Genomic DNA, 23,161 nt, shown 5'->3' on the forward strand with positions numbered 1-23,161 from the left:
ATATGCACGAATTCGTATGTACTAGTGTGATATCCTAGTAATTAAGGGGAGTTCCCGTAAATAAAAAGGAGTTGATTCAACGTGTTTTTCCATCCAATGGACTTCTTGATTATTATCGCTTTTGGATTGTCTCTCTGGGCACAATTCCGCGTCAAGGGTACTTTCAACAGATACTCTGATGTTGCCGTTTCATCCGGTATCACTGGAGCAGAGGCCGCCCGCCGCATGCTTGATGCCAACGGTTTATCGCACATTCCGGTGCAGCATGTGCCAGGTACGTTGACCGACCACTACGATCCGATTGCCAAAGCCGTTCGCTTGTCAGACCCGGTCTATTTCAGCAACTCGATTTCGGCGATTTCTGTAGCCTGCCATGAAGTGGGCCATGCCATCCAGCACAAGGTATCTTATCCGATGCTGGTAACCCGTCACCGCATCTTTCCTGTAACAAGAATTGCCTCTGGTATTGCACCATTTCTGCTTATTGCCGGTTTCTTGTTTCACGCAGCAAACCTGATTTTACTCGGGATTATCTTCTTTAGTGCCGTTGTCGCTTTTCAACTGGTTACCCTGCCTGTTGAGTTCAATGCGAGCAGCCGTGCAAGAGCACTCATGGTGCAAATGGGCTTCATCCGCAACTTCGAGGAGGAAGGTGTCCGCAAGGTTCTCGGTGCTGCCGCACTTACCTATGTAGCTGCCGCTCTGATCTCCCTTCTGGAATTGTTGAAATACGTCATGATCTTTAACAGCTCCGACGACGATTAATCAAAACCACCATGGAGGTCTCCAACACAATGAACGTAGGCATTATTGGTCTTGGCAGTATGGGCAGTATGCTGGTGAAAGGATTGCTGAAAAGCAAAGTGATCCACCCTGCCCAGCTTTTTGTCTATAACCGCACTGTTTCCAAAACAGAATTGTTAGCTGAACAATACCCCTTTGTTGTCTGTCATGAATTGGCCGACGTCTGCAAAGCATCAGATATTTTGTTCCTGTGCACCAAACCGCTAGACATTTCTCCCTTGCTTATGCAGGTAAAGCCGTTCACAAAACCTGAAACCCACATCGTTTCAGTTGCTGCTGGCGTCAGCCTTGCTCATTTGGCAGGTATATACGAAGGCCCCGTATCAAAAGTGATACCAACCGTAACCTCACAGGAGTTGCATGGGGTCTCTCTCTTCGCTTCCCATGAGTGTGTTGCTCCGGTACAGAAAGAGCAGCTTGTACAACTGCTCCAAGCAATCGGCAAAGCGTTTGAGATTACGGAATCTGCGATTGAGACGGCAACGATTTTGACCAGCAGTGCCCCCGGTTTGATTGCTGGTATGATGGAACAGTTCGCACAAGCAGCTTCCCGCAAAACACCTGAGCTCTCACTCGAAACTTACAGAAGTCTCCTGGTCGAAACACTGTTAGGTACGGCTCTTCTGTTAGATGCGGAAAAAATGGGCTTCGACGAGATGATTGAACGAGTGGCAACCAAAGGCGGCATTACAGAAGAAGGACTGTCTGTTCTTGGCAAGACACTGCCTCAAGCATTCGATGAACTTCTCGATATGACGGAGCAGAAGCACAGCCTGTTAAAAAATCGAGTTGATGAGCAGTTCTCATAATATTCCTTCCATTTCGGTTCGTATTGGTTAACGAAAATCTTTTGTTATACTAGAGCTTGTACATAGACAACCGGATGGAAAGGACAGATTTGTATGAAAATCGGATGGATCGGTTTGGGAAACATGGGGATTCCCATGGTCTCCAATCTTATTCGTGCTGGTTTCGAAGTTGCACTTTACAACCGAACCAGAGCAAAAGCAGAGCAGTTACTTGCATTGGGGGCCAGCTTCGTAGACAAGCCTGCAGACCTTTACAAGACCTCTGATGTGGTTATTACAATGGTTAGCGATGACGCTGCGGTGAAAGAAATCTATACGGGTCCTGACAGCTTCCTTGCTGGTGCTACAGCAGGAAAAATCGCTATTGATATGAGCACAGTCTCTCCGCAAACTTCGCAATTCCTGGCTAATCAATGTTCCGAGAAGGGCGTATCCTTCATGGATGCCCCTGTTTCAGGCAGCGTAAAGCCAGCAACAGACGGCACATTGATTATCATGGCTGGCGGAGATACGGACACATTTGAAAAAGTGAAAGGCATTTTTGCTGTACTTGGCAAAATGGCGTTGCACCTTGGCGGCAACGGCTCAGGAAGCAATGCGAAGCTTGCGATCAATCTTTTGCTCGGGATTACGGTTCAAGGGCTTGCGGAGACAGTACTGTTTGCCAATCAACGAGGAATCAAGACAGAAGACATGCTGAACATAATTACGGAGAGTGCAGTAGGTACTCCAATCGCTCGGATGAAATTACCAAACATCCTTGCCAACGAATTCCCTGCTGCCTTTGCGTTAAAGCATATGGCCAAAGACTTACGATTGGCTCAGGAAGCAGGAGCAGCTTTCCCACTGGCGGAAACCGTGAATGGCGCCTACCAGTCTGCATTGCAAGATGGATATGGCGATCAGGACGTCATGGCGATTCTCGGATTCCTGGCAGGTAAGAGATAGGAAATACCCACTCGATACAAGCTATCGCTGGCATCGGGCGGGGCCCCATACTAACTACAAAAAGCGGTCTGCTCGTGTTTAGAGAACAGACCGCTTTTTTACGTTTTACAGCATGCCGTGTGGTTCTTCTACTTTCCAGCCAATGCCTTTCACTTTGCGAACCGTAACCAGTACTAGCTCGAATTCTCCTTCTTCTCCAAACGGAACTTTCAACTCGTATTTCTTCCGATCGCCTTTATCCTCGATTAACGAAGGTTGTGCTTTTTCCCATTCCAACAGACTGCCGAAATCTGCATCCGGTTGAGCTAACCTACCGTCTCGTTGGATAAAACCAAACTGCTCAAACATTTGCTCACTTGCTTCCTTAGTGTACGTTTCCTGCAAGTAGGTCAACAATTCCTCTTTGGTATCAAGGTCAGGACCCATGAAACGATAGAACATATCTCCCTCGGAGAAACTTTCAATTTCCACTCCGTCTGGATAGGTTCCGCCGCCAGACACAAACCAGAAATGACTCATCGCATCAACGGCCAATTGTACAACAGCTTTTTCATCCATATTTTCAATTGATTGTGGAGTTTCAGCTACTGGTTGATCTGGATTTGCATCTACAGGCTGATCTGCGGGCTGAACGGCCGTTTCATGGCCACTTGCAGAAGGATCAGTTGCTGCTGGTTGCTGTTCTGTGGTTGTTGTCGGTGCTGCCGGATCAGGCTGTGAACTTTGCGTACAGGCCGAAAGCATACTGACCGCACCGGATAATGCGATAATACAGGCATACGTTTTTACTTTTTTCATAATGAAGACCTCTCCTTATCTATCCAAAGCTCTTCTCTCTCTAATTATCTGTCTCTATGATTTCGTTCATTTTGGGAAGACTGTACCACACCCACAGACCAGCCACCAAAAGCAAGCTGCTCGTCAGCCAAAACACACTTCGAAGTCCAATCCAGCTTGCTACGATTCCTCCCGTCACGGGTCCCAGCATACTCCCGATCGACACAAAGCTGTTGTTATAACCATACACTCTGCTCGTCATCTCACTGGGGGTTACCTTTCGCAAAATCGCATTGATGGATGGAAGCAGTCCACCAATACAAAGCCCTTGCAGAAAGCGCAAACCAACTAATTGCCAGACCGACTGTACGAATGATTGCGGAATAATAACTAGTGCAGCAATAAATATACAGCATAACAATACCTTTTGTGAACCGAAATGATCACCCAGTTTTCCCAATTGTGGAGAAGCAATTACATTAGCCAGCCCCATCGCTGCCGTCACCAGGCCGGCGAAAAAAGCAACCCCCTCCTTCGCACCGATCAAGCTTTGGACGTAAATGGGAAGCACCGGGTTAATGCTGAGCAAGGCGAATTGAATCATGATCGTTGTAAAAAAAACAGCAGGTAGTGGCTGTGTAGAAAAAATCATTTTGAAATCTTCACGTATGCTACTGCGTTCTTTGGCTGTCGGTGGCGTGAATTCCTCTTTTACCGTAAACGTTACAACGATTGTAGCAGTAAGAAGCAAACATCCCGTAATGATAAAAACATAGCGAAACCCAACAGCTTCTGCTAACAAACCTCCAAACAACGGGCCCATAATTGTTCCAGCGATACCGCAAGACTGCAACATCCCCTGAGCCCAGCCTGCTTTTTCTTGTGGGGCCATCGATGCAATTAATGCAGTGCTCGCAGGAATTATTCCTCCTACTGTACCATTTAGCAGTCGCAATCCTAATAACTGCCATACACTCCCTGAAAATCCAGTCAGTGCAATAATAATCGACATGAAATATCCTGAGCGAAGAATCATAATTTTGCGACCGTACTTGTCTGCCAGATTCCCCCAGATCGGCGACACAAGCGCTGCCGTTAAAAAATTGGCACCGAAAATAATCCCTGCCCATGCAGTTGCCTGCTTTGGATCGTGAATACCCAACTCATGTTGAATGAACAGCGGTAGAAAAGGCATGACCATACTCATCCCGACCATTACAAGAAAAAGACATGCACATAAGACATATAAATTTCGTTGCCAGATTTCCATCATCGGACCCCTTTCTTCAGCTAAGGGTAAAGCCAAAAAGCCGCCAAATGGTCAGGCAGCTTTACAAATAACAGCTTTCATCCTCTGCTGAGACAAAATCCTGTACGCTCCAAAGCGAATGATATACTCCCTTTTGCTCCAACAATTCCTCATGTTTGCCCATCTCTACAATTTGTCCTTCTTTCATCACGACAATTTTGTCAACGTGCGTAATGGTAGACAATCGATGTGCTACGATGATTGTCGTCCTTCCTTTTGCCAGCTTGGCTAAAGACTCCTGAATCATATGCTCTGACTCCAAATCAAGCGCTGATGTTGCCTCATCTAGAATAAGAATTCCCGGATCTTTCAGGAATACGCGGGCAATAGCGATCCGTTGTTTCTGTCCGCCTGAGAGCTTGACGCCTCTCTCACCCAACTCCGTGTCGTACCCTTCTGGCAGTTGAGTGATAAAATCATGGGCATTGGCAGCTTGGGCGGCCAAAAACACTTGCTCATCAGATGCTTGTGGATCCCCCATGAGAATGTTCACTTTTGCTGATTCGCTGAACAATATGTTATCCTGCATCACGATCCCGATGTGACTTCTCAGGTTCATCTGCTTTACGTCTCTGACATCGATTCCGTCAATCCGTATACTACCCTCGGTTACGTCCCAAAAGCGGGGCAACAGACTGATTAAGGAAGACTTCCCGCCTCCAGACATACCGACCAAAGCTACGGTTTCACCCGGCTCAATGGTGAGGTTGATCTCTTTTAAAATCAGCTCTCCCTCCCTGCGATAGCGAAAGGAAACGTTGTCGAATTCAATTCGTCCCCTGACTCTTTTTGTCTCAGGCTGAATCGGCAGCTCGATGGCATTCGGCCGATCCATGATGTCATACTCTTCATCCATAAACTCAAACATTCGCTCCATAGAAGCAGTCGCTTGCGTCAGGGTCGTCGATGAGTTGACGATTCGACGGAGGGGGGTATACAGCTTATCCAGATACGCATAGAATGCGATGAGTGTCCCGATAGAAAGGTTGCCGAGAATGACCTGATATCCGGCATATCCGATCACCATCAACGGCGCTACGTCTGTAATTGTGTTGACTACGGCAAATGTGTTGGCATTCCAGCTTGTATGCTTCAATGCCTTTTGCAAAAAGTGCTCATTTTGCTTGGCAAATTGTTTTTCCTCGTAATCTTCTATCGCAAAGCTGCGAATGACAGGAATTCCATTGATCCGCTCATGCAGATGTCCTTGCAATTGAGCCAAAGCTTGGGAACGATCCTTGGTCAACTGGCGCAACCGCTTATAAAAGAACTTAACCGAGAATGCATACAGAGGGAAAATAAGCAGTGAAATCAGTGTTAATTCTATATCCATGAAAAGCATGATCCCGATGGTTATGGAAACAGTGATGAGATCAATCCAGATATTCATCAAACCTGTATCGACAAAGCTTTTGGTTGACTCTACGTCATTAATGACGCGAGAGATAACCTCGCCTACTTTATGATTGTTGTAGTACCGCATGGACAATCGCTGTACATGGGCAAACAACTGATTGCGTATATCGTACAGGATACGGCTAGATACCCACTGAGCATAGTACTGCCGGAAATACTCCACAGGTGCACGCACAACTGTGAAAATGATGATGGCTGCCCCCATGAGCCAGAAGAGTTGAGTCAGCTTTTCGCCTAGCGGCATGTTGCCTGGCAACAAATCATCGATGACATATTTTATCAGCAGAGGTATCAAGAGTGGAATGCCAAACTTGATAATACCGATACAGATCGTCAGGATAATCCTGCCAGAATAGGGTTTGACGAATGATAAATAGCGTCTGACACTATTCATGCAAAATCCCTCCATTTAGTAAGAAAAATGGACAAGTAAGAATAAACCCCCCTCCCAAAATTGCCGGGGAGAGGGATCTACTCTTCATCAACACGTAAGATCTGATATCGCTCATACCAGCGCTGTACGAAGCCGTTTTGGAATGGTCCTCTTTTGGCATGAATCCACTCCAATACCTCTTTCAATGCTTTCTGAACACGTTCCTGGACTGCGGGTGGATAATTCATCAGTTTGCTGTGCAGGGCAAACTCTTCTTCATCTAAAATTATGTATGACATATCCGGAAATACCTTTACATCCAAATCATAATCGATGTAGCTGAGCAGGTTCCCTTTCATGGAGAACGGTGAACCGATGTTACAGTAATAATAAATACCATCATCACGGATCATTGCGATCGTATTAAACCATTGTCCACGACCGAACGTGCAAATCGCAGGTTCTCTTGTCCGCCACTCACGTCCATCCGCTTCCGTCACCCGAACCCGATCATTGCCGCCAATTACAACGGCATCACTGCTGTGGATCAGTGTGGTCTTGTCCCACGAACGGTGCAAAGACTGGTCATGTTTATAACTTTCGATTCGAATTATACTTCCTGGTGCAGACGACATGACTCTCTCCTTTCTTCTCTTCTGTATATACTAATTGGATGAGGTGATCGTCTATTACGAAGAGAGCTTTTTGGAAAGTGTAACATATTTTTGTAATTCGTAGCCAAGAGAATGATAAAAAGGCAGTACCTTTTGATTATCCTGGTTTACCATAATGATGACGTTACTGACGCCACGCTGACGGAAACGATTCTCCAATGCTTCCACAAGCTTGCGACCAATTCCAAATCCCTGTTGGGTAGGATCAACGGCCAAACGATAAAAATAGGCACGGGTTCCATCAATCGTTCCAACGACAACCCCAACCACATTCCCGTCCAGTTCCGCAACCATTACTAGTTCGCTATCCCATGCAAGCTGTCTTGCCAGGGCATCCATCGACTCCATCTCGGTCTGCTCCAGCAAAGTCTCCTGCCAGATACGGGTAATCGCAGCATAGTCACCGAGGCGAAACGTACGAATAAGCATAATATGCCTCCTTCGATCACATACAAGCGCTTCTTTTTCTATTCTACCACTACCCGTATCAGTTTGTCTTTTGTCTGCACCAGAAATCTCTGATTTAATTAACATTTATTTGTAGAAAGTATGGTAACGCCATCCATTTCAACTATAGCAAGATGGAGATTCCACCATCTACAATCAACGTTTGCCCGCGAATCATATAGGCTTGATCAGAGAGCATAAACATGGCCGCATTTGCCAAATCTTCTGTTCCGACAATTCGTCCTGCTGGTGTTCGCTCTGCTGCTCCCTGCAAGATTTCTTCACGGTTAGGGAAGTGTTTCAGCGCATCGGTGTCCACTGCCCCACCAGAAACAGCATTCACGACTATGTTATGTGGGGCAAGTTCGACTGCCAGATATCGGGTGAGAGCTTCCAAAGCTGCTTTCGACACACCAACCGCCGTGTAATTTTCGAGCACTCGAATAGAACCAAGACTGGAGATACTGACAATTTTACCTCCATCTCCAGACTTCATCATCAGCTTGGCAGCCTCCTGGGCACAGAACAGGAGCGCTTTACTGTTGATTTCCATCGTCCAATCCCAATGGCTTTCCTCCAATTCCATCAAAGGACGAAGCACGCCAGATGCAGCATTATTTACAAGTATATCCAGTCTACCAAAATGATTGTCGATTTCCTGGAACATTTCTTTAATTTTTGCTACATCACCCACATTAGCTTTGACAAGCTGGACTTCTACACCCTTAGCTTCCAATTCCTCTTTTGCTTCCTGTGCAGCAGATTTGTTCCGTAGATAATTGATAACGAGATTATATCCTTGATCCGCTAATTTGTGAGCAATCGCTTTGCCAATCCCTCTGGAACCACCTGTCACAAGAGCAACTTTTGCCTGTTTATTCATCATTTATGTCCTCCCACCTGCTCTTTATAGAACTTGTTCAAAAAGGAGGACAAACAGAGCCTCGAAGTTCAAGGCGCGGAAGACCCGAGCAGCGGAACGTAGGTGAGTCTACGTGAGCAGCGGAGGGGCGACGCAACGCAGAAATTCGAACGCTATGTTTCCCGGACTTTTTGAACTTCCTCTTATAGACAGCTATTATTAGCTGGTACTAATTTCACTCCACTTATTATACATGCTTTTGTGATTGATCGCCAGATTGGTGTATGTTGCATGTTTCTTCCCTTACCTGACCATAATACAAACGTATCCTGATTGATTGGAAAGGAGAGAACATATGTACATAGGACGAGATTTCCAGGAGTTAACCATGACTCAATTGCCAAAGTGGGAGTTAAACGAGCTTCTCTACTTTCATCATGCCATGTCAGAATTGGCTGCTTATCTCAACTCAGAAGGGGTATCGCTCCATTCCAAAATCATTCATGAACTGGAGTCAAGGGGCCCCTTGGGCGATAAAGGCGCATGGGATCATTCCTCGGCACCCGTATACGATTGAAATCGATTGCAGTTTTCTGAAAAAACTTTTAATTCGCAAATTCCATTTTTCCCCTTTACTTCATGTAATTTTTGCCATATTCTATACCTACGAGATTTACCATCACACTTTTTGAAAGGAGGTTACCCTAATGATGAGAATGATTGTTTTGGCTACACAACCTGTCGCACTACCTCTTGATTTGACAATCAAAAATTTCATAAGGCATAGCAACCTCCATTCACTTAATGGGCGGTAGTTTCTCATCTTCACCTTTACATTTCGAATGAGAACTCGTAGGTTGCTTACAACTTACGGGTTTTTTTATTCCACTTTTATTCGCAGACAAAGACCGTAGGAAAAGATACTCTTACTCCCGCGGTCTTTTCTATATTTTTGAACAAATGAAAGGAATGATTTTTGTGGTATTCAATTTCGTTTTCTTTACTGTCAAGATTGAGCGCTCATCTTCTAGTGCAGAAGAGCAAGTGGCTAAAATCAAACAGGCTGAACTGTTTCGCAAGCGTGAAGAAGCATACTTCATGGATGCAGCACAGTATCCAGACTTCGTCAGCCGCGTTTAATTATCGAATTCGCCGACAAGCAATCGGGTATTCAACAGCCATATGGCTCTATCAAAATCTAGAAGGAGGAATGTGAAATGAGTAAACGACAACGTCGTCAAATGATGAAAGCAGTGGGGGTAAAGGCGCTAGATAGCACCTGACTACTCCGATCAAATTTTTAGGGGGTAATTTCAAATGCATATCTCATTAATCTTTTTTACCATTATTATCGAGCGGAAAAAGAAATCTGCAGAAGCAGAGCTTGCTTCCATCCACTATAAAAACACATTGCGTGAACTAAAGCATAAACACGAAGCTGAGCTGTACAGCTTCCCAAGCTATTGCACTCGTATATAGTATTTTATAGATATCAAGGGCTGTCCCACTGTCTGTCGCAGACGGAGGGGCAGCCCTACATTTTTGTGTGATTTCATGGTCACAGCCCCCCTATATTCCAGAAAACCCATTACAAAATTAAACAAATTTGGTATATGTGTAATGTGCTCTCCCGAAAACAGGTATAAGAAATTGAGAAAGATGAATGGGAGAAAGCGGGGGGTAACTTAGGTGGAAGAAGATATTGAGTGGATCAATCAAGTGCTGCAAGGTGACGTCCAATCGTATACACATATCATCAACAAGTATAAGAATAAAGTATTTGCCTTGATGTTTCGGATGGTAAAACGACAAGAGGACGCAGAGGACTTGACGCAGGAATGCTTTATCAAAGCTTACAATTATTTGTACAGTTATAATCAGGAGCAGGCTTTTTCTACATGGGTCTGTCGCATTGCGATCAACCTGTGTATAGATGCTGGGCGTAAAAACAAACGAATCAATGATCACCTGCAATCAAACGTCGATGAAACAGTGATTGCCGATGAATGCAGCCCGGAAATGATCTATTTAAAAAAAGAAAGTGAAAACGAACTTCAACATCTCATTTCTGAATTGCCGGAATCGTACCGTATTGTGCTGTTATTGCGGTATATCCACGAGCTGAGCTGTCAAGAAATCGGTGACATTCTTCATCTACCTGCCAATACCGTGCAAGTACGTCTCTTCCGTGCACGGGTCAAACTGAGAGAATGTTACCAGTCAGCTTTGGAAAGGAGGGTGGCAAAATGAAATGTAATGTATGCCGACAGCTTTTATTTGCTTATTTGGAAGATGAAGTCTCCCAAGGGCAACGAATGGAGATTGAGACACATTTATTGTCATGTGGGCGCTGCAGTGAGGTCCTGAGTATGTTAGAAGAAGAGACAGATACGCTGAAACGAGTGTTGAATAAGCCTGCATTACCCGACGATTTTGCCGAACACCTGGTCAAACAGCTTACCCCTTTTCAACCTGTCCCACTTCCACAACCCGAGGTGAAGCTAGCTGAACTCTCTTCCAAGCGAAGCAGAAATCGTTTCCGCAGTTCACACCTGCGCCAAATAACCGCTTCTCTTATTCTGGTGCTCTCTATTGCCGTCGTGTCGGGGTACTATATCTCCCCTACATTTGCTGCCTACATCTCTTCATTTATTAGTCGTATCGGGGGCGAGGAAGGGTTAAAACGAGCGGCAGAACAAGGATACTCTATTCCCGTCAATCAGGCTACGTCATCTAATGGGGTCACATTCCGCGTCCGGGATATCGTAGCTGATGAGAATCGACTGGTAGTTTCCTATGTATTGGAGGATGCAAACGGCAAGATATTGCCTGATCTATACATTCCTGACTTTGGGGGAAATGAGATTAGTCTCAGAGACAAGGATGGTAAGGTACTTTATCCGAGAGGCTTATTCAACAGAGGAGACGATTACGCAGACTACACGTTTACTTATCATAATCCACCAGAAGATGTAATCATTCACTTTGACATTCACTCGTTTGGATCAAAAGAGCCGATTCCCGTCGAATGGCAACTGGATATTCCGATCAACCTGAAGAAAAACCTGGCGGCAAGCAAAATGGAGCAAATTGGTGCCACGTTTGAGGCACCGGGTGGAGTCAAATTTGAGTTGAGTAAAGTAACTTATACACCGAGCGCAGCTCGTCTCGATATCGCTACAGACCGAACAGAGCTGGAAAAAGAGCGAGTTCGCCAGATGGCTCAGCGATTAACGGGAAAAACCAGTAAAGAGGTGCTATTCTGGCTGGAAAGTGTGGTATTTTCCTTTCGGATTGTCAATCAGGAGGGTGAGGTTATCGCTCAGGAAGGACAATACGATATGGGTGAAGATCCTGTTCGTACAGAACGTTCAATCTATTTTAGAGCATTAAACCAACTGGATAATAAAGGAAGATTACCATGGATTGCTGCCTATGTACCAGGTCCTGATTCCGAACAACTAACGTTTATCCTCGATGCAGTAATGGTGCAGGAAGAGTCTACATTCGCTATCGACATCCATCCTGAGCAACTGGAAAAAGGACCGATTAACAAGGAGTACCCCGAATTGAACAGGAGCTATACCCTTAAAAAAATTCGCAAAGGAATTGATCCTGACACCCAGAAGTCGGCATGGGCCATTGATATGGAAGTAGTTTTGCCTAAAGGTGAAGATGGATGGGCCCAAGGGTGGAATTTATATGATACCCAAGGAAATCGGTTCGAGACCAAGCTTGATTACGAAAAGACAATCATGGTGGATGACACACACATGAAGCTAACGATCATCGTACCTGAGCTAAAAGATGTAAGCGGCCCGATGAAGCTGGCCTTGAAAACCTACTGGAAGAGATACGATCAACTAAATTGGAGAGTACCGATTCCGCAGGAGCGTTAACAAAAAATTTCACAGGAAAATACGATGAGGGCTACCCCTTCTATGGGGCTGCCCTCATCATATATTTTGCCTATTCTCTCGCCAACAAACTGCTGCGAATCTTGCTGTGAGCTACCGAAAAAGTGAAATTATCCAACTGATCAGCAGGAACAAACAGGGCTGTCTCAGAGCTTATTTCCCCTGATAAAACGTCTGCACGATACACATCGAGGTTCCATTGCAAGTGGGAAAACGTATGTTGAATCGAAGTGACTGCCTCGATGGATCCAATCCGCACACCAAATCGCTTGAGCAGATCAGCTTGAATGGTCTCTTCGTCATCCGATTCAAAATCTTCGTTCACCATCGGAAACTCCCATAGCCCTGCCAGCAATCCCTGCTCCGGGCGTTTGTTTATCAAATACTCGTCTCCCCTGGCTACAATCGTCACTAACAAATGGACAGCTTTTGGCGGCTTAGCTTTTCCTTTGACTGGTAACTCATCTTGCACTCCTTCTTTTCTTGCCAGACAGTAATCGAACACTGGACAGGTCAAGCATTGTGGATTGCGCGGGAGACAGATCAGTGCACCCAGTTCCATCAGGGCCTGATTGAAGTCACCTGCTCGTCCTGCAGGAATTACCTGCCTGACCAGTTCTTCAAACTTTGCCTTGGACGACGCTTTCCCGATGTCGTCTGTCATATAGAGCAACCTGGAAAATACTCGCATGACATTTCCATCAACCGCAGGCTCTGATTTTTCATATGCTATGCTTAGGATTGCTCCTGCTGTATATGACCCCACGCCTTTCAGCTTCAAGATCTCATCTCGTGTATCCGGAACAATCCCCCCATAACTCGCTTGCACCTCACGTGCTGCTGCTTGCAAATTTCTTGCCCGTGAGTAATAGCCAAGGCCCTCCCATGCTTTGAGCACTTCATCTTCTGGTGCTTCAGCCAAGGCCTGTATAGTCGGGAATTTATCCATGAAATTATGGTAAAACGGCTTCACTGTCTCTACTCTTGTCTGCTGCAGCATGATTTCGGAAACCCATATTCGATAGGGGTCCTGGTTGATCCTCCACGGAAGGTCACGTTTTTGTGAGTCATACCAGCCTAGCAGATCCTGGTGAAAACCGAAAACATGAAATTCATCCGGCAAAGCATAGGTGTTTTGTTTCGTACTCATGTTGTATTTGATTACCCCTTTACATCGGAATTTACAGAAGAAAAAGCCCATACATGCGCTTTTTCCGAGCCTCCTGCAACTAGCGAGGTGAAATCTTCCCAACTCTTTCTGTCTGCTTTGAACGATTGGTACTCTTGTAGATGACTTACCTCAAATGTTTCAACGAACAAATTTGGTTGATCAACACCTTCTAATAGCGAGTAGTTCTTACCACCATGTCTGATGGCATTTTGTTTCCACTCCGACTGCTGGCTAAGAAAAATTTCTCTATTCATTTCATCAATTTTGTATTCAACGAATATCGTAATCACTAATGAATCATCCCTTCAACTTGATGAATTGTGAAAAAAAGCGATAAATTATTTTGTATCAGGGAAATCATTGGGGAGAATCGTTATAATAAGTAATGTAATCAAAGATCGTTTGCAATTTCAACTGACTGCCGCACGGATTTGATTTCCACCTGCACTTTGCATCCTTGGAAAGGAGAGATTCGCTCACAATGGATACAGCCACACACTTTGCCATGGGATTCGGATTGGCAGCTCTTGCTCATCTCGACCCTGCAGTAGCAGCCCATCCCGGATTAGCCGAAGCTGTGTTGATCGGTACTGTCGTCGGGTCTCAGGCACCCGATTTGGACGGCTTCACCCGTTTGTTTGGAAGTGCTGCGTACGTTCGCAATCATCGAGGAATGTCCCATTCGATCCCTGCCATATTCCTCTGGACTCTTGGTATTTTTGGATTTATCCAATTGTTGCTGCCCCAAACCGCTTGGTTACACCTGTTGGGTTGGATTTTCCTGGCTGTTTTTCTCCATGTTTTCGTCGATTTATTTAATGCGTACGGGACGCAAGGTCTCTCTCCTTTCACCAAAAAATGGATTGCGCTTAACACGATCTTCATTTTCGACCCATTCATCTTCGGTATTCATCTGATCGGTTTTCTCCTGTGGTCGGCAGGATATGAACCAGGCTCACTCTTCTTGTCGATCTATCTCCTGATTGCTGTTTACTACATGATTCGTTATCGCAGCCGCAAGCAGCTTTTGCAAACTGTACGCCAGACCCTGTCCATTAAAGGCACCTACACGCTCATCCCCACTTTCTTTTGGAACCAATGGTCTCTGATTATCAAAAACGATACGCACTGGTACGTCGGCGAGGTTAACGGAACAGAGCCGATCCTGCTCGATACCTTCACCAGAAAACCGGAAAATGAATGTATCGCTATCGCCAAAAAAAACTTCAAGGTTCAAGCGTACTTGTCGTTCACCAGCTTTGCTCACGTCGAAGTAAAGGAACATGATTTCGGATATGAAGTAAGATGGTTTGACTTGCGCTACCGTTCCAAGCACGGTCACTATATGTTCGTAGCCGTTGTCTATCTCGATCAATCCAAAAATATCAGAGATTCCTTCGTCGGCTGGATCCATCGAGGCGAAGAACAGCTCGCAAAAAAAATGGACCCTCAGAAGGAGATCCAGTTGAATTAAATACCTTTTATGAAGATACAGTGGGAGGGCGCTTGGTTGCGCTCTCTTTTTTCTCTTTCAGAGCGGAGAACTGCCCGACTGGCTCCACATGCACATAAACCCGTTCAATGCCTTCATACCCAATTAGTTTCTCTTCTACCCTTTCTGTCAGCCAGTGACTCTCAGCGACAGTCAAGTCGTGGTCAACACCGATGGTCGCATCCACATGTACGGCACTCCCATGATAGCGAGCGCGTATTTCAAGCACTTCCCGTATGCCTTCCACCCGATTGATCCGCTGCTCAATCTCTTCCAACTTCTGTACGTCAAAACCATCCATTAAGGAATGTATTGCCTCATAACCTACATCCCAGGCTGTTTTGAGAATCATCCCCCCCACGACGAGGGCAACAATCGGGTCTGCCCACCCCAAACCAAACTGAGTAAGAAGGATACCAATCAGTGCCCCTGCACTTACCATAGCATCTGAGCGATTATCGTAAGCGGCAGCGAGTACTGCCAGATTTTTCGTTTTTCTGGCTAGCGACAGGTTATAGAGATAGACGAAATACATCAGAACGGCACTGCTTCCAGCCACATACATGGCTATTGGATCAACTGCTTGTATGCTGTCTTGCTCCATAAATGAAAGGATCGTTTCTCGAAATACATTAATGCCAACAATTGCCATCAACAATGCTGCAATCAATGCGGCAGCAGTCTGTGCACGGTAATGACCATAGCGGTGATCATGGTCTGCCGGTTTTTTGGAAATAATCAATCCAGTAAGTATAGCGAGTGACGAAAACACATCCGATGTATTATTCCAGCCATCCGCCATCAAGGCTTGCGAGCTCGTGTATAGCCCTGTACCGATTTTAATAATCGACAGTAGAACATAAACAACAATACTCAAATAAAGCCCCTTTTGCCCTTTTTCAATCCGCTCTTTTTCCTGTAGGTGGAAATCAGCCAACTAGCTCTCCGCCTTTCTCTCGACGACACAATGATTCAAATCATTAACATGATAAGAAACAAGACCTGTGTTAGTCTAGAGAAACGTTTTTGCGAAAAGGCAGGAAAACAGAGGATGGGAAACAGTGTTGCACCGAGGAAAAACTGGACTCAACATGATTTTACAATTTTTATTATTTTCGTGAACTAAATAATAATAATTTTACAAAAATAAACAAAAATGGTAGAATAAAAAATATTTGAAAGAGGTGACATTGGTTGAAAGGTGAGGTTTATGGCGGTCGATTCAAACGTACTTCTATATACAACCATTGGGGATGTCATCAGAAAGCATAGAATTCAAGCGAACATATCACTTTCACAACTAGCAAAATTGTCTGGCTTAAGCAAAAGTGTAATTTCCAAGCTTGAAGGCGGAGATACCAGACATCCTGAATTGCGAACAGTTAGAGCAATAGCAGAAGTGCTGGATATTCCTTATGAAATGATTGTCGAACATTACATCCAGGTAGAACAACGAGTAGAAGCATTGTTTGATCTTGTTGTTGAAGCAATTGGATTCTGCAATACATCGTTGGTTTCAAAGGTTGCTCTGAAGTTTCTAGAATCACCCCACGCCTACACGGATATAGCACTAGAACGGCTGTTCACTCTTGCTGGAACCGTCACCAATACCGAAATCAAACTATTACTGTACAAGATCATCGTAAAATATGCGAGAGAACATGGCATACCAAAGTACATAGCAAAAGGCTTGCTGCAAAAGTATTTGATTGACAGATGCGACTTAAAGCGGCTGGAGGAGTCCTTTCAGGTTGGCAAAGAGATTCTGCACTACACAGATTTCTTGGCTCATGAAGAAAAAATCATATTGTATTACAGAATGGCACTACATGCTCATAACATTAAAAAGTATGATGAATGCATTGAATTTGGAAAATTAGGACATGCCGAGGACATCACGAGCAATGAACTAAAAGAACGGGTTGCTCTGGCGATTTGTAACTCTTACTCGTTTTTAGGTAAATACGAAACCTTGGAAGAACACCTTGCCTTGTATGAAAAGCTTAAATACAGCTTCATAATCGAACGAATTAAGTATTTCCGGGCAATTATACTTTCCAGAACAGGAAACTACCATGAAGCTATTCCTTTGCTACGGGAATGTTTGACAGAAATAACAGACAGCAATCGTTTACACCGAGTCAATATGTTATTAGAGGCATTATTTATTATCAACGATCTTGATTCAATAAGAAAGATTTTGGATTCGGAAGAGAACAAAATATTAGTCCAGTACAACGATCCATACCAGTTTGCTGAACTCGGTAGGTATTATCGGTACAAAGGGACATTTTTAGTTAAGAGCGGATGTTTCAACGAAGGAATGGCAGCCTTTCTCAATAGCATTTTACATTACGGTAAAATAAGTGATCATAAAAATATTACACAATGCACAGACGATATTTATACCTATCATTGTTTATTTGAAAAAACGATAAATTTAGAGCTTTTAAGGAAATTTAAGGAAGTATATAATACTCTTATAAAAGAACAAAGTGAGGGATAGATGATGAAGAAATTTATTATGAGTATCACAACATTTTCAATGATTTTCTCCTTTTCTCTCTTCACTGTACATAATGCTAATACACAAAATGATCAGGGAAAACCCTTTATTCAGATTGAGATAAAGGCATTTCATGATAATCCTGGGCATTAATGATCTTTAAACAAAAGCAAATCAACTAAATCAACAAAAGAAAAAACGAGCCATTAGAATCACTTCTAAGGCTCGTTTTTTTCAATTAGGAAGCTCATCAAAGAGCTTCCTTTTTCATATAATTAGCGTGCTGCTTCGAATTTTTGGCTTACTGCATCCCAGTTTACAACGTTCCAGAAAGCACCGATGTAGTCAGGGCGTTTGTTTTGATATTTGAGGTAGTATGCATGCTCCCAAACATCAAGTCCAAGGATTGGAGTTTTGCCTTCCATCAATGGGCTGTCTTGGTTTGGAGTTGACGTGATAGCCACTTTGCCACCATCAACGATCAGCCATGCCCAACCGGAACCAAAGCGTGTAGTTGCCGCTTTAGCAAATTCTGCTTTGAAGTTATCAAAGCTTCCGAATGCCGCATTGATTGCATCAGCAAGAGCTCCAGTAGGTGCTCCACCAGCATTTGGTGCGAGAATTTCCCAGAACAAGGTGTGGTTTGCATGTCCGCCGCCATTGTTACGAACAGCCGTGCGGATACCTTCTGGAAGTGCATCGATGTTGCTGATTAACTCTTCGATCGATTTGGATTGAAGGTCAGCGTGGCTCTCCAGAGCAGCATTGAGGTTATTTACATAAGTCGCATGGTGACGATCATGGTGAATCTCCATTGTTTGTGCATCAATATGTGGTTCAAGCGCATCGAAAGCATAAGAAAGTGGTGGTAATTGATGTGCCATCATAATTCCTCCTCATATGTATGGTAACATTTTCAAATCCATTATATAACGTTTGAAACGAGTAATGCAATATTTTTGTTTTGAAAGTTTATAAATATCAACATGGTTCGACAATCAAAGAGTTCTTCTACAAACAATTTTATTATGGACCGAACTATTGTTTGACTATACATCTTGAAAAGAAAGTTACCCGTGTTAGACTGAGGTGTATAAGAAAACAGAAACAGGTGATATGGAGTGGAATTGGATCTCACAACGATATTGTTACTCGCCGTATTTGGATTTATCGCAGCCTTTATTGACAGTGTTGTGGGAGGTGGAGGGTTAATCTCTTTGCCGGCTTTATTGGGACTCGGTATGCCGCCCTACCTTGCATTGGGCACAAACAAGCTTGCTGGAACGATCTCATCGGCAACGAGTTCAGTTACATTCATACGAATGGGAAAGTTCGATAAAAAATTAATGTATTATCTTTTCCCAATTTCTTTTATCGGCGCATTTTTTGGCGCCAAAACAGTACTTTTCATCCCTGAAGAAGCACTTCGAGTACTGGTTATGGTGATGCTCGGCGTTATCTTTGTTTATACCTTACTGAATAAAAATTTTGGTCAGGATTCAAACTTCAAGGGCATTACAGGAAAATCATTAAAATGGGGAATCCCTCTTACATTCCTGATCGGTTTTTATGACGGTTTCTTCGGACCAGGTACTGGCTCCTTTTTTGTTTTTATGATGGTGCTTGCCTTCGGGTATGATTTCGTGATAGCCGCCGGGAATGGTCGGATTCTGAATCTGGCTAGCAATATTGCGGCTCTCGGTGTTTTCCTCTATCAAGGGCAAGTCGTGCTGGTTACTGGGCTTACGATGGGTGTTGCCATGCTGGTAGGTGCAACGTTGGGTTCTCGGATGGCAATCAAGACAGGGGCTCGCTATGTTCGCCCACTCTTCTTGCTTGTTTCCATCTCTTTGATGGGAAAAATGGCGTATGAAATTATATTTAAGTAAGTAATGCTATACCCCTCTGTGTAGGAATGTGAATGGCCCATCGACTAATCGATGAGTACAACACAATTCTCGGAGGGGATTTTTTATTATTAATTTGTGACAAAGAGAGGTTATTTGTTATCAGAGTGATTTCATTACTATTTCGGTGTGCCAATAATTGGTATAATTCCTATGGCAAATATTTTCTTATTATTACTATTATCTTAAAGGTGGGTGTAACCAATTGAAAAAATTTTTGATACTATTTGTTTGTTTTATTCTTGTTGGTGGGTCGATCGTATTCTTTCCTTTTGATCAACATGCGGAAGCCAAGAAGAAAACAACGCTTAGTGAAAAGATAGATCAAGAAATATCGGAGTGGGTCCTCGATGAAGAAAGGGGATACCTCTATGCTATTTCAAAAGAGAACAATCAACTGTTGTTTATAAGTGTAAGCAGTTTAAAAATAGAAAAACAGTTTACTATAGGTGCTAACCCGTCAGATATAGTACTGGATAAAAACAAACTTTACATCGCATTGTCCGGAAGCACCGCTGTAGCAGTTGTTGATGTAGAAAGACAAGCCAAAGAAAAAGCCTTGACCACATCTCAAAAACCATTGGAACTTGCAATAGACGGTGAATATTTATTTTATATTTCTTCTAGTAACGATTCGGATGATGGTAGTATATTTGTTTACAATATTAGCTCCTCCAAGGAAAAAAAATTAAAACATCGTGTTGGAAACCCTGATATTGCAATCGATACCAAAAATCATATCCTTTATGCTGGAGAATCCGGAATTTCAGGCGGCAATGTTTCAGCGATCAGTACTAAAAATTATACTTTTTTGCATAAAACTACATATAACGAGGGTTATGGATTTCCTTATCCGCTTAGAAAAGTACTTTTTGATGGAAACAGTGTCTACTATGCTGGGAGTAGGTTAAATAGCTGCGATTTATCAAGCATAGAAGGATCTTTTGCTGAATTTATTATTTATGCCAAAGACAGATATGTGTTTTCCAAAACTTCTGTTTATGATCGGGATACATTCATCCGTTTAATGGACTTGCCAGTAGACAAAGAAATTATCTCTAATGGAAACGTCGATATTAAAGTAGTAATGGACGATTCAAAAAATATCATTTTATACGATCCTTCTGAAGAGCATTTGGTGAAAGTACCATTAAAAGAATCTATTCCAAAAACTCAATACAAAAAAGGGAAGAACAAGATTTCGTTTGGTGAAGGAATAACTGACTGGGCCTACGATGATAAACGTGATGTCATTTATGCTATTCAAATTAATACAAATAAGCTTTTATTTATTGATAGTAGAAAGTTAACAGTAATTGATGAGTTGATTATTGGTTCAAGACCATCCGATATAGAGTATTTTCAAAACACACTTTTTATCGCGTTGAATGGAGGCACTAAAGTTGCCAAAGTTAACCTGCAAAATAAGAATAAAGTTGAATTATTGGAAGTAAAGCAAATTCCAAACAAGCTAGTTGTCTTTGATCACTATTTTTCCACTATTGGAGATGAGAATTGGGAGTACTTATATTCTTACCTCTTTATTATTGAGCGAAGCATAAGAGCGTCAGAAACAACATTTCATTCTACGCAATATCTCGTAGCAGATAAACGTTTTGGTACTTTATACCTTGTTGATGATTTTAATATGTACGTCATTAATCCAATATCAGGAAAGATAGAAGAAGTAGTAGATGGCTCTGGACGGGTAGTGATAAATGGAGATGATTTGTTTTTTAGAAAAAATAGATTGGATAAATATAATTTAAATATTACTAAGGGAACATATGACGAGGAAATAATCTTTGTTAATGAAGACTATGCCTTTTCAACAAAGACTGTTTTTGACAAAGATTCCTATACCAAATCATTTGAACTTCCCTTTGAAGTACGAGACATTCATCTTAATAATGACGGTGCTATCTTCCTGTATTCGGAGAAAGATAAAACCATTCATAGGTATGACTCTATTCAATCTCTTCGAAAAACGCAGAAATGAATAAAGGGGATGAGAAAGCTGTGACCATAATTGCCAGATTCTCTGACCAAACAGAAGAAAAAAAACGCATTCGTTCTTTCGAAACGAATGCGTTTTAAAATTTATTGTCTTCTTTTTTTCGGACGATTGCAGACAAAATCAGCGTAATGATTACCGAAAGAAGAATGATGATCAACCATGCTGCTGTACCTGAAGGATCAGTATGTAACAGAAGCATAACGATTCCTCCTCCACTTTCTACTAATAAGTACTGAACCTACTAATATATTACTATATGAAAATATTTCCATATGTTACAAATTTACTAACAAAATGTAGAATTGGGAATAAGAAAAAAGTCCTGACTTTTTCAAATCAGGACTACTCTCTTCCTATTATTCGATTACTACTCTTGATCACCTTTACGTTGCTTCAATCGCAGGATGACTCCGTCTATCAAAAGGCCGATTCCTGCCAGATAGAAGGGGGCCGCAAATCGCAAGCCCTGCTCAATTGGCAGTTTTTCCATCCAAGTAACGAGAACACCTATGATAAAACCAAGCATGGTATAACGTAAACGAGTAGGTGTCATTCCCTTGCCTCCAATACGCTATTTACCAAACTTGTTTGGCATCTTCATATTTTTCATATTGCGGCTCATTTGTTTTAATTGTTTTTGGTTCAGGTTCATCCCCATGGAACGAGCCATTGTTTGTAATTGTTTTTCATCCATTTGCATATTGCTCATTTGTTTCTTTAAATAGAACGTTCCTAACGCAAAACCTCCAACAAGGCCTACAATTAGCGTGAGAATCGGAATAATCCATTGCCACATCTTTCATTACCATCCTTTACGTGATCGTCTCTCTGTTCATTTTACCACAACCAAATGTCGTGTCTATGACCCTTTTACTGGTCCAATTGAATCCGCTCTGCATATACTTAATAAATGTGGAGGTGATAATACTTGGCTCCTATCCTTTTGATTGACCCGGGCCATGGCGGTATCGATCCTGGTGGAGGCAGCAATCAGTACTTCAAAGAAAAAGAGATGACACTGCAAATTTCGCTTTATCAACAGCGCCGCTTCCAGGAGTTAAAAGTTTCCGTTGCGATGACGAGGCAAACTGATATTACGCTAACCAGTGAAGATCGAGCGGCTATTGTTCGCAATAGTGGAGCAACCTATTGTCTATCCAATCACATCAACTCTGGTGGCGGTAGAGGGGCAGAAGCAATTTACTCCATCTATGCAACATCACAGCTTCCCCGGGTTCTGCTCGAAGATCTGGAAGCTGCAGGAATGCCCTCTCGACGGGTTTACACACGTACACTCCCTGAAAACCCCAGTCAAGACTATTACTTCATGCACCGAGAAACAGGTAAGGTGGAGACTGTCATATTGGAATATGGATTCGCGGACAATAACGCCGATACGCAAAAACTATTGTCCGATTGGAAAAACCTCGCTGAAGCGGTTGTGCGTGGATTCTGCGAGGTAATCAACCATCCTTACCAACCGCCCGAGACAACAGTTCCTGGCACTGGCACTCCAACAACTCCTACACCTGAGTCCTGGAAACTGGAGGCGGTGAATTGGTTGTACGAACAGGACTTGCTCACAAGCGAAGAGTGGCGGTCTCAGCTTGATCAGCCACTCCCCCTCTGGGCAGAGGCACTATTGCTGCGAAGATTATACGAGAAGCTTCGAGGCTAATTTCAAAACATCATGATGGGTCTGCCAGACATCTCTTGGCAGACCTTGCTTTTT

26 protein-coding genes are annotated in these 23,161 nt (G+C 43.3%); 13 read left to right on the plus strand and 13 right to left on the minus strand.

What is annotated here, in order from left to right; all coding sequences use genetic code 11:
* Positions 1–81 precede the first annotated feature (81 nt).
* From ACPW7N_RS10095 to ACPW7N_RS10105, 3 genes are all read left to right on the plus strand, one after another.
* Positions 82–765: a zinc metallopeptidase gene (locus tag ACPW7N_RS10095; protein ID WP_425650940.1), complete on the plus strand. Its 684-nt coding sequence runs from the start codon at positions 82–84 to the stop codon at positions 763–765.
* Positions 766–776: 11 nt separating this feature from the next.
* Entirely contained in the window at positions 777–1,613 is an 837-nt protein-coding gene (locus ACPW7N_RS10100) for an NAD(P)-binding domain-containing protein (protein ID WP_425650941.1), read from the plus strand.
* A gap of 93 nt (positions 1,614–1,706) precedes the next feature.
* On the plus strand, positions 1,707–2,561 hold the full coding sequence (locus ACPW7N_RS10105) for an NAD(P)-dependent oxidoreductase (RefSeq protein WP_425650943.1): 855 nt from the start codon (positions 1,707–1,709) through the stop codon (positions 2,559–2,561).
* Between the two features lie 105 nt (positions 2,562–2,666).
* Here ACPW7N_RS10105 and ACPW7N_RS10110 read toward each other — a convergent pair whose 3' ends face one another.
* The 6 genes from ACPW7N_RS10110 to fabL form a co-directional block, all read right to left on the minus strand.
* On the minus strand, positions 2,667–3,359 hold the full coding sequence (locus ACPW7N_RS10110) for a DL-endopeptidase inhibitor IseA family protein (protein ID WP_425650944.1): 693 nt from the start codon (positions 3,357–3,359) through the stop codon (positions 2,667–2,669).
* A 40-nt stretch (positions 3,360–3,399) separates the two neighbouring features.
* Entirely contained in the window at positions 3,400–4,608 is a 1,209-nt protein-coding gene (locus ACPW7N_RS10115) for an MFS transporter (protein WP_425650945.1), read from the minus strand.
* A 61-nt stretch (positions 4,609–4,669) separates the two neighbouring features.
* On the minus strand, positions 4,670–6,457 hold the full coding sequence (locus tag ACPW7N_RS10120; protein WP_425650946.1) for an ABC transporter ATP-binding protein: 1,788 nt from the start codon (positions 6,455–6,457) through the stop codon (positions 4,670–4,672).
* A gap of 77 nt (positions 6,458–6,534) precedes the next feature.
* Positions 6,535–7,071: a DUF402 domain-containing protein gene (locus tag ACPW7N_RS10125; RefSeq protein ID WP_425650947.1), complete on the minus strand. Its 537-nt coding sequence runs from the start codon at positions 7,069–7,071 to the stop codon at positions 6,535–6,537.
* Between the two features lie 54 nt (positions 7,072–7,125).
* Positions 7,126–7,539 (minus strand): GNAT family N-acetyltransferase, encoded by a 414-nt coding sequence (locus ACPW7N_RS10130; protein WP_425650948.1) that lies wholly within the window; start codon positions 7,537–7,539, stop codon positions 7,126–7,128.
* A gap of 142 nt (positions 7,540–7,681) precedes the next feature.
* Positions 7,682–8,440 (minus strand): enoyl-[acyl-carrier-protein] reductase FabL, encoded by a 759-nt coding sequence (fabL, locus tag ACPW7N_RS10135; RefSeq protein ID WP_425651075.1) that lies wholly within the window; start codon positions 8,438–8,440, stop codon positions 7,682–7,684.
* Between the two features lie 334 nt (positions 8,441–8,774).
* On the opposite strand from fabL, the gene ACPW7N_RS10140 reads away from it, so the two are divergent.
* The 5 genes from ACPW7N_RS10140 to ACPW7N_RS10160 all read left to right on the plus strand — a co-directional run bounded on the left by ACPW7N_RS10140 (position 8,775) and on the right by ACPW7N_RS10160 (position 12,318).
* Entirely contained in the window at positions 8,775–8,996 is a 222-nt protein-coding gene (locus ACPW7N_RS10140) for a hypothetical protein (protein WP_425650949.1), read from the plus strand.
* 401 nt (positions 8,997–9,397) lie between these two features.
* The gene (locus ACPW7N_RS10145; RefSeq protein WP_425650950.1) at positions 9,398–9,559 is read left to right on the plus strand and encodes a hypothetical protein; all 162 of its coding nucleotides are present in this window, start codon (positions 9,398–9,400) and stop codon (positions 9,557–9,559) included.
* 177 nt (positions 9,560–9,736) lie between these two features.
* The gene (locus ACPW7N_RS10150; RefSeq protein ID WP_425650951.1) at positions 9,737–9,898 is read left to right on the plus strand and encodes a hypothetical protein; all 162 of its coding nucleotides are present in this window, start codon (positions 9,737–9,739) and stop codon (positions 9,896–9,898) included.
* A 210-nt stretch (positions 9,899–10,108) separates the two neighbouring features.
* A complete protein-coding gene (locus tag ACPW7N_RS10155) occupies positions 10,109–10,669 on the plus strand; it encodes an RNA polymerase sigma factor (RefSeq protein ID WP_425650952.1) in 561 nt (186 codons plus the stop codon).
* A complete protein-coding gene (locus tag ACPW7N_RS10160) occupies positions 10,666–12,318 on the plus strand; it encodes a DUF4179 domain-containing protein (protein ID WP_425650953.1) in 1,653 nt (550 codons plus the stop codon). Before ACPW7N_RS10155 ends, ACPW7N_RS10160 begins: the two co-directional genes overlap by 4 nt.
* A 70-nt stretch (positions 12,319–12,388) precedes the next feature.
* Here ACPW7N_RS10160 and mutY read toward each other — a convergent pair whose 3' ends face one another.
* Together mutY and ACPW7N_RS10170 are read right to left on the minus strand one after the other, a co-directional pair.
* Entirely contained in the window at positions 12,389–13,486 is a 1,098-nt protein-coding gene (gene mutY / locus ACPW7N_RS10165) for an A/G-specific adenine glycosylase (protein ID WP_425650954.1), read from the minus strand.
* Positions 13,487–13,497: 11 nt separating this feature from the next.
* Positions 13,498–13,797 (minus strand): MFS transporter, encoded by a 300-nt coding sequence (locus tag ACPW7N_RS10170; protein WP_425650955.1) that lies wholly within the window; start codon positions 13,795–13,797, stop codon positions 13,498–13,500.
* Positions 13,798–13,988: 191 nt separating this feature from the next.
* Here ACPW7N_RS10170 and ACPW7N_RS10175 point away from each other — a divergent pair, with 191 nt between their 5' ends.
* On the plus strand, positions 13,989–14,981 hold the full coding sequence (locus tag ACPW7N_RS10175; RefSeq protein ID WP_425650956.1) for a metal-dependent hydrolase: 993 nt from the start codon (positions 13,989–13,991) through the stop codon (positions 14,979–14,981).
* 7 nt (positions 14,982–14,988) lie between these two features.
* Here the strand turns inward: ACPW7N_RS10175 and ACPW7N_RS10180 are convergent, their stop codons facing one another.
* A complete protein-coding gene (locus ACPW7N_RS10180) occupies positions 14,989–15,936 on the minus strand; it encodes a cation diffusion facilitator family transporter (RefSeq protein ID WP_425650958.1) in 948 nt (315 codons plus the stop codon).
* A 273-nt stretch (positions 15,937–16,209) separates the two neighbouring features.
* Between ACPW7N_RS10180 and ACPW7N_RS10185 the strand changes: the two genes are divergently transcribed.
* A complete protein-coding gene (locus tag ACPW7N_RS10185) occupies positions 16,210–17,505 on the plus strand; it encodes a helix-turn-helix domain-containing protein (protein ID WP_425650959.1) in 1,296 nt (431 codons plus the stop codon).
* 275 nt (positions 17,506–17,780) lie between these two features.
* Here the strand turns inward: ACPW7N_RS10185 and ACPW7N_RS10190 are convergent, their stop codons facing one another.
* The gene (locus ACPW7N_RS10190) at positions 17,781–18,389 is read right to left on the minus strand and encodes a superoxide dismutase (RefSeq protein ID WP_425650960.1); all 609 of its coding nucleotides are present in this window, start codon (positions 18,387–18,389) and stop codon (positions 17,781–17,783) included.
* A gap of 237 nt (positions 18,390–18,626) precedes the next feature.
* Here ACPW7N_RS10190 and ACPW7N_RS10195 point away from each other — a divergent pair, with 237 nt between their 5' ends.
* Together ACPW7N_RS10195 and ACPW7N_RS10200 are read left to right on the plus strand one after the other, a co-directional pair.
* Positions 18,627–19,394, plus strand: a complete 768-nt coding sequence (locus ACPW7N_RS10195; RefSeq protein ID WP_425650961.1) for a sulfite exporter TauE/SafE family protein — start codon at positions 18,627–18,629, stop codon at positions 19,392–19,394.
* Positions 19,395–19,617: 223 nt separating this feature from the next.
* A complete protein-coding gene (locus ACPW7N_RS10200) occupies positions 19,618–21,411 on the plus strand; it encodes a YncE family protein (RefSeq protein WP_425650962.1) in 1,794 nt (597 codons plus the stop codon).
* Positions 21,412–21,505: 94 nt separating this feature from the next.
* Here the strand turns inward: ACPW7N_RS10200 and ACPW7N_RS10205 are convergent, their stop codons facing one another.
* From ACPW7N_RS10205 to ACPW7N_RS10215, 3 genes are all read right to left on the minus strand, one after another.
* Positions 21,506–21,628, minus strand: a complete 123-nt coding sequence (locus ACPW7N_RS10205) for a hypothetical protein (RefSeq protein WP_425650964.1) — start codon at positions 21,626–21,628, stop codon at positions 21,506–21,508.
* A gap of 168 nt (positions 21,629–21,796) precedes the next feature.
* Positions 21,797–21,982, minus strand: a complete 186-nt coding sequence (locus ACPW7N_RS10210) for a hypothetical protein (RefSeq protein WP_425650965.1) — start codon at positions 21,980–21,982, stop codon at positions 21,797–21,799.
* A gap of 18 nt (positions 21,983–22,000) precedes the next feature.
* The gene (locus ACPW7N_RS10215) at positions 22,001–22,225 is read right to left on the minus strand and encodes a YneF family protein (RefSeq protein ID WP_425650966.1); all 225 of its coding nucleotides are present in this window, start codon (positions 22,223–22,225) and stop codon (positions 22,001–22,003) included.
* A gap of 132 nt (positions 22,226–22,357) precedes the next feature.
* Between ACPW7N_RS10215 and ACPW7N_RS10220 the strand changes: the two genes are divergently transcribed.
* A complete protein-coding gene (locus tag ACPW7N_RS10220; protein WP_425650967.1) occupies positions 22,358–23,107 on the plus strand; it encodes an N-acetylmuramoyl-L-alanine amidase in 750 nt (249 codons plus the stop codon).
* The last annotated feature ends 54 nt before the right edge of the window (positions 23,108–23,161 follow it).

Source organism: Brevibacillus nigriterrae (genome assembly GCF_049846925.1).
Lineage (GTDB): Bacteria > Bacillota > Bacilli > Brevibacillales > Brevibacillaceae > Brevibacillus_H.